Source organism: Pseudomonas sp. FW306-02-D09B (assembly GCF_058782685.1).
In genome coordinates, this window is the sequence record NZ_JBYSXY010000001.1 from 781,657 (window position 1) to 793,536 (window position 11,880).

At 59.8% G+C, this 11,880-nt stretch carries 9 protein-coding genes; 1 reads left to right on the forward strand and 8 read right to left on the reverse strand.

Going from position 1 to position 11,880, the window contains the following annotated elements:
• Positions 1 to 25: 25 nt before the first annotated feature.
• The 8 genes from AC3WK5_RS03510 to AC3WK5_RS03545 all read right to left on the reverse strand — a co-directional run bounded on the left by AC3WK5_RS03510 (position 26) and on the right by AC3WK5_RS03545 (position 10,787).
• A complete protein-coding gene (locus AC3WK5_RS03510; RefSeq protein WP_371919114.1) occupies positions 26 to 2,401 on the reverse strand; it encodes an efflux RND transporter permease subunit in 2,376 nt (791 codons plus the stop codon).
• A gap of 24 nt (positions 2,402 to 2,425) precedes the next feature.
• On the reverse strand, positions 2,426 to 3,478 hold the full coding sequence (locus tag AC3WK5_RS03515; RefSeq protein WP_103314479.1) for a WD40/YVTN/BNR-like repeat-containing protein: 1,053 nt from the start codon (positions 3,476 to 3,478) through the stop codon (positions 2,426 to 2,428).
• Between the two features lie 773 nt (positions 3,479 to 4,251).
• On the reverse strand, positions 4,252 to 6,909 hold the full coding sequence (pepN, locus tag AC3WK5_RS03520; protein ID WP_103314478.1) for an aminopeptidase N: 2,658 nt from the start codon (positions 6,907 to 6,909) through the stop codon (positions 4,252 to 4,254).
• Between the two features lie 12 nt (positions 6,910 to 6,921).
• Complete coding sequence (locus tag AC3WK5_RS03525; RefSeq protein ID WP_103314477.1) at positions 6,922 to 7,752, reverse strand: DUF2797 domain-containing protein; 831 nt, start codon at positions 7,750 to 7,752, stop codon at positions 6,922 to 6,924.
• On the reverse strand, positions 7,749 to 8,009 hold the full coding sequence (locus AC3WK5_RS03530; RefSeq protein ID WP_019690610.1) for a YeaC family protein: 261 nt from the start codon (positions 8,007 to 8,009) through the stop codon (positions 7,749 to 7,751). The genes AC3WK5_RS03525 and AC3WK5_RS03530 overlap by 4 nt, the downstream gene beginning before the upstream one ends.
• 44 nt (positions 8,010 to 8,053) lie before the next feature.
• Positions 8,054 to 8,929: a rhomboid family intramembrane serine protease gene (locus AC3WK5_RS03535; RefSeq protein ID WP_054597148.1), complete on the reverse strand. Its 876-nt coding sequence runs from the start codon at positions 8,927 to 8,929 to the stop codon at positions 8,054 to 8,056.
• Positions 8,926 to 9,900 carry a metallophosphoesterase gene (locus tag AC3WK5_RS03540; protein ID WP_177474734.1) on the reverse strand — a complete coding sequence of 325 codons (975 nt, stop codon included), beginning with the start codon at positions 9,898 to 9,900 and terminating at the stop codon, positions 8,926 to 8,928. The genes AC3WK5_RS03535 and AC3WK5_RS03540 overlap by 4 nt, the downstream gene beginning before the upstream one ends.
• Positions 9,897 to 10,787 carry an NAD(+) kinase gene (locus tag AC3WK5_RS03545; RefSeq protein WP_054597146.1) on the reverse strand — a complete coding sequence of 297 codons (891 nt, stop codon included), beginning with the start codon at positions 10,785 to 10,787 and terminating at the stop codon, positions 9,897 to 9,899. Before AC3WK5_RS03545 ends, AC3WK5_RS03540 begins: the two co-directional genes overlap by 4 nt.
• A gap of 101 nt (positions 10,788 to 10,888) precedes the next feature.
• Between AC3WK5_RS03545 and AC3WK5_RS03550 the strand changes: the two genes are divergently transcribed.
• Positions 10,889 to 11,839, forward strand: coding sequence for a DUF1853 family protein (locus tag AC3WK5_RS03550; RefSeq protein ID WP_103314475.1), 951 nt, complete (start codon positions 10,889 to 10,891; stop codon positions 11,837 to 11,839).
• Positions 11,840 to 11,880 lie beyond the last annotated feature (41 nt).

Below are 11,880 nucleotides of genomic sequence, written 5' to 3' on the forward strand. Positions count from 1 at the left end.
GCGGCTTTGTTATTTTCGACCTCGATCAGTGAGCGAACAACGAGTTGCCCTTTTGTCCCGCGAGCTTCTCAGGCTTGATCAGGAAACGCGCCAGGGCCGGCAACAGCCACAGTGCACCGAACATGTTCCAGAGCAGCATGAAGGTCAGCATCAGGCCCATGTCGGCCTGGAACTTGATCGCCGAGAAGATCCAGGTGCACACGCCAATGGCCAGGCACAGACCGGTGAACAGCACCGCTTTACCGGTGGACTTGAGCGTCTGGTAGTACGCCTCTTGCAGCGGCAAGCCAGCACGCAGGAAGCTTTCGAGGCGGCTGTAAATGTAGATGCCGTAGTCCACGCCAATCCCCACCCCAAGCGCGACCACCGGCAAGGTCGCGACTTTCACGCCGATGCCCATGAACGCCATCAGCGCGTTACCGAGCACCGAGGTCAGCACCAGCGGCAACACGATGCACAAGGTCGCCGCCCAGGAACGGAAGGTGATCATGCACATGGTGGCCACGCAGATGTACACCAGCACCAGGATGGTCAGTTCCGATTCCTTGATCACCTCGTTGGTAGCCGCCTCGATCCCGGCGTTCCCGGCAGCCAGAATGAACTCCAGGCCGTCCTTGTTGTTTTCCTTGGCGAAGTCCTGCACCGCATGCACCGCACGGTCGAGGGTTTCGGCCTTGTGGTCGTTGAGGAACACCAGCACTGGCGCCAGCGAGCAACTGTTGTTGTACAGGCCGTCGGCGCGGGCGATGGAGTTGTTCAGCACGTCCGGGTTACGCGACAGGGTTTCCCACTTCAGGTTGCCCTCGTTCATGCCCTTGATCATCTGCTTGGAGACGGTCACCAGGGAAATCGCCGACTGCACACCCTCGGTGTTCTGCATCTTCCACATCAGTTCATCGATTGGCGCCATGGCTTCGTAACGCGAACAGCCTTCCGCCTTGGTCTTGACCATCACCACCAGCACATCGGAGCTGGTGGAGTAGTTCTTGATGATGAAATTGTTGTCCTGGTTGTAGCGCGAGTCCGGACGCAACTCCGGTGCACCTTGGTCGAGGTCGCCAATTTTCAGGTTCTGGCTGTACCAGAGACCGCCACCGAAGGCGATCAGCGCCAGGAGGATCGAAACCGGGGCAACTTTCGAGCTGGCAAAATTCGACAGCAGACGCCAGAACCTATGCTCACGGATTGCATCTTTCTTGCTGCGCTCGACGGCGCGCTTGCTGATGCCGACGTAGGAAATCGCTACCGGTAGCAGGATCAGGTTGGTGAACACGATCACCGCCACGCCAATGGACGCGCCGATGGCCAGCTCACGAATCACCCCGATATCGATGATCAGTAAAGTAATGAAGCCCACCGCATCCGCGAGGATCGCAATCATCCCCGGCAGAAACAGCTGACGGAACGTGCGCCGGGCAGCAGTCAAGGCGTTGTCCGCATCGCTGGACTGCAAGGCAATCCCGTTGATCTTCTGTACACCGTGGGAAATGCCGATGGCGAAGATCAGGAACGGCACCAGCATCGAGTACGGGTCCAGACCAAAGCCGAACGCGTGCATCAACCCGAGTTGCCAGACCACCGCCACCAGGGTAGTGCTCAACACTGCCACAGTGCTGCGCAGACAGTTGGTGAACCACAGCAACAGGATCAGGGTGATGACGAACGCCACGCCGAAGAACATGACCACCATGATCAGGCCATCAATCAGGTCACCGACCTTCTTGGCAAAACCGACGATGTGAATCTGTACGTTGGGGTTCTGTTTTTCGAACTTGTCGCGGATCTTGTCTTCAAGTTCGTGGGAGAACTTCTGGTAGTCCAGCGCCAGCAACCTGCCCTGGTCCTGCGGGTCCGGGTAGGACTCCAGCAGCGGGATATCAACGATGCTCGACTTGAAATCGTTGGCCACCAACCGACCGACCTGACCGGATTTGAGCACGTTGTTGCGCAACTGATCGAGGCTGTCGGCCGAGCCGTTGTAGCTCTGCGGGATGACTTCACCGCCGGCAAAACCCTCCTCGGTCACTTCGGTCCAGCGCACGCTCGGACTCCACAGCGACTTCAGGCCGGAGCGGTCGACACCGGAGATGTAGAACACCTCGTCGTTGATCTGGCGCAGGGTCTCCATGTATTCCCTGGAGAAGATGTCGCCATCGGTGGCTTCCACGGAAATACGCACGGTATTGCCAAGGTTGGCCAGGTCATTGCGGTGTTCAAGCATCTTTTCAATGAAAGGATGCTTGAGCGGGATCATTTTTTCGAAGCTGGTAGACGGCCGGATCAGCGTCGCCTGCCAGAACAGGAAAATGCTGACCAGCAGGCAGATGACGATCACTGCCGGACGGTTGTTGAAAATCAGGCGCTCGAGAAACGTCGCCTTGTCCTGATGATGACTGCTCATGGATGTCATAGCTCCGCCTTCTTATTATTTGCCCAGCTCGGCGCCGATTGGCGAAGTAGCGCGAACGCCGCCCTGTCCTACCAGAATCAAGTTGCCATTGCCCGCCGCGGTCACCGCTGAAACGGAAATGCGGTCGGGACGGTTGAATACGCTGAAGGTCACGCCGTCGTCACTGCTGCGCACCACGCTGCCGCCGTTGCCGACGATCACGATGCTGCCGTCGTCGAGCAAGGTCGCACCGGACAGACCGAACTCCAACGCGCCGCGCGCAGCCTTGAGCTCGACCTGCTCCCAAGTGCTGCCAAAGTCAGTTGAACGGAACAGATTGCCGCGCAGACCGTAGGCCAGCAAAGTCGCCGGTTTGGCGGTGCCGATCACCCCAAACAGCGAACCCTGGTACGGACCTTTAAGGCGTTCCCAGGTTTGCCCCCAATCAGGGGAACGGAACATGCTGCCCTGCTCGCCCACGATGAACAGCCCGGAATCCTTGACGGCTGCGATCGCGTTGAGGTGGTACTGATCCGGGTTATCGAGGTGATCGCCGACGTCTGCCCAGTTCTTTCCACCGTCAGTGGTTTCCAGCAGAGCGCCGTAAGCGCCCACGGCAAAGCCGCTGCTGACATCCTTGAACCAGACAGCCAGCAGCGGCGCTTCGCGCTTCAAGTCTTCGAATTGTTTGATCCAGGTAACGCCGCCGTCTTCACTGGCGAGAATTTGCGCGTCATGACCGACAGCCCAGCCGTGCTTGTCATCGACGAAATAGACCGCGGTCAGCAGTTGCCGACTGGGCACCTTGGCCTGGGTCCAGGTCTGGCCCTGGTCATCGGAATACAGAATATGGCCACGATCGCCGACCGCCACCAGGCGCTTGCCTGCATGCGCAACATCAAGCATCAGACCCTTGGCGGACTTAGCGGACTCAATCGAATAGACCGTATCGGACGCCGGTGCGTCAGCGGCCAAAACGGGTGCCGACAGCACGGCAGAACCCAACAGCGAGAGCGCTGTAGCCAGCAACGCGAATCTGCGTAGCGCTGGCGGGCGGCATAAACCCACACCCATGACAGGCTCACTCATAGACCTTTCCCCCATTATTATTGTTAGGTCATTCAACCTTTCAGGGCGCCGCAGGGTTGCTCGTAGCGATTGACGGTTTTTGGAGCATAGTCCTGAAACGCGCAATCTAGAGCCCCTTCGGAAGCTGGCCTATCCTATCCAGCTTTCGAAAGGTCTGACAATCAACGCCACGTTATCTTTTGTTAACTGGGGGGAATTACGGACGGTCGCTGAATGACCAGGCATTCGCAGGGATGATCAAAAACCAGCGATTGAGCGGAAATTTCCGACACAAAGGTTTTAGATTTGGCTTTGGCTTTGGCTTTGGACTTTGATCTTGATCCGGCTTTTGATCCACCCGCCCCTTCGGAAGGCCGAACGCAGGTGTTCATCAGGGGGTGGGCGCGCAGCGCTGTACGGCGCAGCCGGACACATCGAGAGGAGGTCGTCGCGAAGCAGACCGTAGGCGATGCCCCCTGATGAATGCCGGAGTGAGGGAACGCCGAGCCTAGGCGAGGTGCCGTACGCTTGGGGCGAGCGTTTTTTTGCTTACTTTTTTTAGGCGCTTGTAAAAAAAGTGAGTCGCCGTCAGGCGAAACCCTAAGTAGCCGTTACCGCAGGAATGGATATGTACACCTGCAAGAGGTTGGCCGGCTGTCAGGGCGCCTTCGCGAGCAAGCCCGCTCCCACAGTTGAACTGTGTGCATCTGCGGGAGATTGGTTGGCTGTAAGGCTGCCTTCGCGAGCAGGCTCCCACAGGGTTCGGGTGAACACCTGCGGGAGCGGAGGTCAGGTCACGCCAGACTTTTGCTGACTACTTCAAACACATCGCTGGACAGCTGACCCGAGCCGCGAATGCGCTCCAGCTCCGCCTTCATCAACGCCTGACGGGCGCTGTCGTATTTACGCCAGCGCGTCAGCGGCGCCAATTGACGCGAAGCGATCTGCGGATTGAAGCCATTCAGCTCAATCACCAGATCCGCAAGGAAGCGATACCCCGAACCATCGGCTGCATGGAAGTTGATCAGGTTCTGCCCGGCAAACGCACCGACCAGCGCCCGCACCTTGTTCGGGTTCTTGATGTTGAACGCCGGGTGCTTCATCAACTGCTGAACCCGCTGCAAGCCACCCGGCAACGTGCTGCCAGCCTGTACGCTGAACCATTGGTCCATGACCAGCGGATTGTCCTTGAAGTGCTCGGCAAAACTGGCCAGTGCCTTGGCCTTATCGGCCTCGAACGGTGAATTCACCAGCACCGCCAACGACGTCAGACGCTCGGTCATGTTGTCGCAGGCATCGAACTGCTCAAGGGTCGATGCCAGCACTTCGGGCTTGCCACTGAGCATCAGGTAAGACAACGCGATATTTTGCAGGCTACGACGGGCAAAGTGCTCGGCTTCAGCAACGTAAGCAGTTTGCTTCGACAGCTCGCGATTGGCCTGATAACGCAGCCACAGCGCATCGAACAGGCTGTCTGCCAGTTGCTTGCGGGCGAACTCACGGGCCGCATGAATCGCGTCGACATCCGCCACTTCGCTGATTTCGGTCAGGTAAGCCTCGCTTGGCAGCGAGAGCATTTCGGCGACCATGGCCTGATCCAGGGATTCATCCGCCAGCACTGTGCGCAACGCGCTGATCAGTCGCTGATCCAGCACCAATGCCTGACCCGCTTGATGCTGAGCGATCAGTTCCTGCAGCACCTGCACCGACAATTGCTGGCCGGCTTCCCAACGGTTGAAGCCGTCGCTGTCGTGCTGCATCAGGAACATCAGCTGATCGCGGTTGTACGGAAAGCTCAGTTTCACCGGTGCCGAGAAGCCGCGCAGCAACGATGGCAACGGTTGTTCAGCAATATCGACGAAAGTGAAGATCTGCTCGGATTCAGTCACCGACAGCACGCGGGAGGTCCCGTCAGCGGCCGCTTCACCGGCCAACCGAAGAGCGATCGCCGCACCTTTGCTGTCCAGCAGGCCCAGTTCGACCGGAATCACGAACGGCAGTTTTTCAACCTTGTCCGGGGTCGCCGGGCAGCTCTGACGGAAGGTCAGGCTGTAGCTTTTCGCCGCCGCATCGTAAGACTCGCTCACCGCCAGACGCGGCGTACCGGCCTGGCTGTACCAGCGTTTGAACTGGGTCAGGTCGACGCCGTTGGCATCTTCCATGGCCTTGATGAAATCGTCGCAGGTGACCGCCTGGCCATCGTGACGTTCGAAATACAGGTCGCTGCCTTTGCGGAAACCTTCGGCGCCGAGCAAGGTGCGGATCATGCGCACCACTTCCGAACCTTTCTCGTAGACGGTCAAGGTGTAGAAGTTGGAAATCTCGATGAACGCATCCGGGCGCACCGCATGGGCCATGGGACCTGCATCTTCGGCGAACTGGTGAGTGCGCAGGTAGGCCACGTCCTCGATGCGCTTGACGGTGCGTGAGTGCATGTCGGCGGAGAATTCGGCGTCACGGAACACCGTGAACCCTTCCTTCAGCGACAGCTGGAACCAGTCGCGGCAGGTCACGCGGTTGCCCGACCAGTTGTGGAAGTATTCGTGGGCCACCACCGCTTCAACCCGCTGGTGTGCGGCGTCGGTCGCGGTTTCGGCACGGGCCAGCACGCAGCTGGAGTTGAAGATATTGAGGCCCTTGTTCTCCATGGCGCCCATGTTGAAGTCGTTGACCGCCACGATCATGAAGATGTCCAGGTCGTACTCGCGACCATAGACTTCTTCGTCCCAGCGCATGGACTTCTTCAGGCTGTTCATGGCGTGCTGGCACTTGTCGATGTTTTCCGGCTCGACGTAAATGCGCAACGCCACACTGCGCTGGGTCATGGTGGTGAAGGTGTCTTCGACGCACCACAGGTCACCGGCCACCAGCGCGAACAGGTAGGCCGGTTTCATGAACGGATCTTCCCAGGTCGCCCAGTGCCGACCGTCTTCACCGGGACCTGAGGCAATAGGGTTGCCGTTGGACAGCAGCACCGGGTAGCTGTGCTGCTCGGCGACCACCGTGGTGGTGAACTTGCTCATCACATCCGGGCGGTCGAGGTAATAGGTGATCTTGCGAAAGCCCTCGGCCTCGCACTGGGTGCAGAACATCCCGCTGGACTTGTACAGGCCTTCCAGCGCGGTGTTGGTTTCCGGGTGAATCCGCACGCTGGTATCGACCGTGAAACTGGCGCTGGTCGGGTGCAGGGTCAGGTGATTTTCCGTCAACTGATAATCGCTGGCGCTCAGCTCACTGTCGCCCAAGGCTACCGACAGCAACTCCAACTGCTGACCATCGAGCACCAGCGGTGGCAGGCCCAGGCCACGCGCGGGATTGCGGCGCATCACCAGTTGCGCATGGACCAGGCTGTGGTCCTCGTACAACTCGAAGGTCAGGTGCGTCTCGTCGATCAGGTACTCGGGCGCCTGATAGTCCTTCAGGTAGATCATCTTCGGTTGTTCGGTGCGCATGCTGGAGTCCTTTTACTGATGCACGGCGAGCTGGTAGGCCGTGTATTTACGAATATTGATAACGCCGGTATCGAAGATCAGGTATTGACCCTTGATCCCCAACAGCGTGCCTTCGGCAATCGGGTTCTTGTCCAGATTGAAGCTGACAATCTTGGCCGGGTACTGCTCGACCGGGTAACGGATTTCAATCGGCTCGACATCAAATACCGGTTGAATCGCTTGCAGACCGAAGCGCTCCTGCAGTCCTTGCACGCCCTCGGCACAGCTTGCGAACAGTTGATCACGAATCTGTTTCAGGTCAACCGGTGCGGCATCGCCCTTGAGCAAGGCGCGCCAGTTGGTCTTGTCGGCCACCTGACTGCGGAACAGGTCTTCGACGAAACCGGATTGCTGACGGGTCGACACGCGCATGATCGGCAATGCCTGGCTGGCACCCTGATCGAGCCAGCGGGTTGGCAGCTGTGTAGCGCGGGTGATCCCGACCTTGACGCCCGACGAATTGGCCAGATACACCACGTGGTCGGTCATACAGAACTGCTCGCCCCAGGCCGGCTCACGGCAGGTCCCGGCGTCATAGTGGCAACGCTCCGGGCTCATGATGCAGACATCGCACTGCGCCAGTTTGGTCATGCACGGGTAGCAGTAGCCCTGGCTGAAGCTGGTTTTGGTTTTGCGTCCGCAATGGATGCAGTGGATCGCACCCAGGTATTCCAGGCGAACCGTGCTGCCGATCATAGGATTGACCGGCACCTCGGTATCGCCCAGGCGAAAAGCGTATTGCACGGTCGACGCTTCGAGGCGCGCCGACATCTTGCTGATTGCACCGCGGCCGATCTCGATCAATGGATGGCATCCGACTTGAACAGGATATTCGGCACAGTGATCGACTTCGAACTGCATTCCTGCGGGCCCATGTAGCCGGTGCGTTGTTCCTCGGGCAGGTTCTGCACTTCCCAGGCGATCATCGCCTGCAACGACAGTTCGCGCTGCTCGGCAGTCAGCTTGCCGCCGTCGGACCACTTACCGATCTCTACCGCCAGTTTCAGGCTCTGGTAGATCTCTGGCGTGATGTTTTTGATCATTTCGTTAAAAGAGGACATCAGGTCTCCGCGCTCGTTATTCACAGCACAATTTAGACGGCAGTTTATTGGACAGAGAGTCTACGGCGACTGTACAAGCCGCCCAACAAACCGGTGAGGCATCCGACGAGTAACCCGCCGACGTGCGCCGCATTGGCAATTTCGCCGAAACCGATCATCGAGATCAGCCCCGACATACACAGCAGCAACCACACCAGCATCATCACCAATACCCCGCGAGGCAGGCGATATGCCGGGTTCGGCGACAGCAACTGGTAGATCCAGCAATGCCCGAGCAGGCCGTAAAGCACCCCGGACAGGCCGCCGAACAAGGTCGCGCCGCCGTAATAATATTGGGCGTAGTTCGACACCAGGCTGAACAGCAACGTCAGCCCCAGCAGGTTGACACTGCCCTGACGCGACTCGATACGCCGCCCCAACTCCCAGTACCACATGCCGTTCATGGCCAGGTGGAGAACGCCGAAGTGGATCAGCATTGGCGTCACCAGACGCCACCACTGCCCCGCTGCCAGACTGTCGGCCAACGGCGTGAAGTGGATGTACTCGCCCACCACCCGAAAATCGAGGAACGTCAGCCAGCGCATCGTGTCGAGGTTCTCGCCGAGCAATGTCACCGCGCCGACGATCATGCTCAGCAGCAGAATCAGCGCCGTCACCGGGCTGTGGCGCAGTTGCTCGACGAACCCTGGACGCTGGATATTCGCTTGTGCAGCCGGGATATCCAGTTGATGCTCGGGATCGCCCGCAGGAAACCGTTCGTACAGCGAGCGCACGTCTTCGCTGATCGCGTCCGGCACCCACAGCACCTGTTCACCGGCTTCTTCGCTGACCCGATGCGGCACGTGCATGCGTTGCAGCAATTTGACGAAACCACTCAGGTCCACCGCCAGCGGCAGACGTAAAACAGCCACAACACTCATCGCAACACCTCTGGCCGTTCAACATCGACCCAGACAAATTTGTGTGGATCGAGACGGGTTTCCTGATCCAGTCGATAGGCAACCAGCTTGCCGTACAACACCGCGCTGTAATCCAGGCAGGCCAGGTTCGGGCGGATCGGCGCCGGTTTGCCGCTGCGCCAGTAGTGCCCGACGAACAACAGCGGTTCGTCGATGCCGTAGCGCAACAGGTTATCTTTTTCTACCGGCGACAGCGGCGTGCGAGCCACGGACTCGGGCAAGGCGTCTGGCTGGAACACAATATCGCCATAGGTTTGCGGGTTGTCTTCCCAGAACTTGGTGCGGAAGAACGAACGCGTCAGACCGTCGCCGCTGGTCATGGTCAAGCCGTGTGGCAGGCGCATGTCGGTGCCGCGCAGCAAGCGGTCGAACGCCATGCAGGCAAAACTGCCGGACACCGCTGCCGCCTGGACGAAGTGTTCGTCGATGCAGCCATCGGCATACTGCGCACGCAGCACGTCGATCAGGCCACCGTCCCAGCAGGCGTGGACGACCCGGAAGCGTCCGGCGTCGACGAACAGTGGCATCTCGTAGAACCAGGCAAGAAAGTCGTGCCAGTCCGCCGGGTGATCGGCAAATTGAGTCAGGGTTTCGTCGAGCAGGCGCGCATGCCGAGGCGTGTGTTCACGCACATACTGTTTACCACTGCCGGGCGGTGCCGGCGTGCTCCAGCCGAGCGCGTTGAATTCATGGTTGCCCATGATGCACAGCGCCTGACCGGCCTCGACCATGTCGTGAACGATGTGCAGCGCTTCGCGAATCCGCGGGCCGCGGTCGATGATGTCACCGAGAAACACGGCCATGCGTGACGGATGGCGCCAGACGCCGGCTTGCTTGTGATACCCGAGTCGGTCCAGCAAATGCTCAAGGGTATGAGCGCAACCGTGCACGTCACCGATCAGGTCGTAGCTACGCGCGGGATCGAGCATCAGTCGCCTCCAGCGCCCAACCGGCTGCCCCAGCCCAGCTTGGTCCGGCAGACTTCGTAGTAGTTATGGTCCAGCGGATGAATCAACCGCAGTTTCTGCGCCTTCTTGCTCACAGTGATGGTGTCACCGGGGGCGCAGGTGAAGTGGTTCTGCCCGTCACAGGAGACTTGCGGGTAAATCTGCATATCCTTCGACACGACGATTTTCAGCTCGCTATTGCCATCGACCACAATCGGCCTTCCTGACAAGGTATGGGGGTACATTGGCACAATCACAATGGCATCGAGCTTGGGATGCATGATCGGGCCGCCCGCCGAGAGCGCATAGGCCGTGGAACCGGTGGGTGTGGCGACGATCAGGCCGTCGGCTTTTTGGCTGCAAACGAACTGGCCGTCGATGTACAACTCGAACTCGATCATCCGCGTCGATTTGCCCGGGTGCAGCACCACATCGTTCAGTGCATCGCCCTGGCCGATGGCCTCGGCGTGACGGCGAACTTCGGCCTGCAACAGGAAGCGGTTTTCGACCAGATAGTGCCCGTCGAGCACTTCGGCGACCTTGACTTCCAGCTCATCCGGGCGGATGTCGGTCAGAAAGCCCAGGTTGCCACGGTTGATCCCCAGCACCGGAATATTGTGCCGTGCCAATGCCCGAGCGGCGCCCAGCAGGCTGCCGTCACCGCCCACCACAATCACCATGTCACAGACTTCGCCGAGCATCTTGCGCGATGAGGTTTGCAGGCCATGGCCAGGCAGGACTTCGGCGATGGTGTCCTCGAGAATCACGTGCAAGTGCCGGTCAAGCAGGAATCTTTTCAGTCGGCGAACGGTATCCAGCACCTGCGAACTGCCCAGGCGACCGATGATGCCGATATTACGAAATTGCTCCATGGGACTCCGAGGGTCTACGACGGCGAAAAACACGATTATGGGCGAAAGCGCGCCGCAGACAAAATCCTTTCAGCCGCGAACCAAAGCGCTATGCTCGCAAGATGACCTTATTTCCTGACTTGCTGGCTTTACCTCGTCAGTTGCGCCATCCCGAAGTGCGCGACCTGGCCTGGGTCATCCTCGCGCCACCGATGCTCTGCGAAACACCCTGGCCACAACGCCATCCACTGGCCGGCAGCGACTGGGTACAAGCCCCCGAACGACTGCAACACTGGCTGCTTCAGCTCGATCAGGACAGCCGCGAGCTGCAGCGCTGGCTGGCGCTCGGCCCGACTCGTCGCCTGGGCCTGTATTACGAACGCCTCTGGCAGTTTGCCGTGCAGCACGCGCCGGGCGTCGAGTTGATTGCCGCCAACCTGCCGATTCGCCGCGAGGGCCATACGCTGGGCGAGCTGGACATGCTGCTGCGTGACCGCGACGGCGTGCATCACCTGGAATTGGCGATCAAATTGTATCTGGGCCCCCAGAACGGCGAAGGCCACGACACTGCCCAGTGGCTCGGACCGGGCTGCCATGACCGACTGGACCGCAAGCTGGCGCACCTGACCCACCATCAACTGCCGATCTCCGCGCGCTCCGAAAGCCGCGATGCGTTGGCCGCGCTGGATATCCTGGGGTTCAGCGCACACCTGTGGCTGGGAGGTTATCTGCTGTACCCATGGCCCGGCAAAACCCGGTCACCCGACTGTGCCCATCCGCAACACCTCAAAGGACGCTGGCTGCATCAGCGAGACTGGGCACACTTTATCGCCCAGAGCCCACCCGGTCGCTGGCAACCCTTGCCACGGCACGCCTGGCTCGCGCCCGCCCATTATCTTGCCGAGCACACCTGGGAGCGCACGCAACTGGAGACCTGGCTGAGCGGGCTCGACCCTCAGGCACCTGCGCAGTTGCTGGTACGCCTGACTGAAAACGTCGACGGTGACTGGGAAGAAGCCGAGCGGTTGTTTCTGGTGGCGGATCTGTGGCCGAACGTGCCGGGCCAGGGTTGAGCCTTGTGGCGTCTGGTCCGGCCCTATCGCGAGCAGGCTCC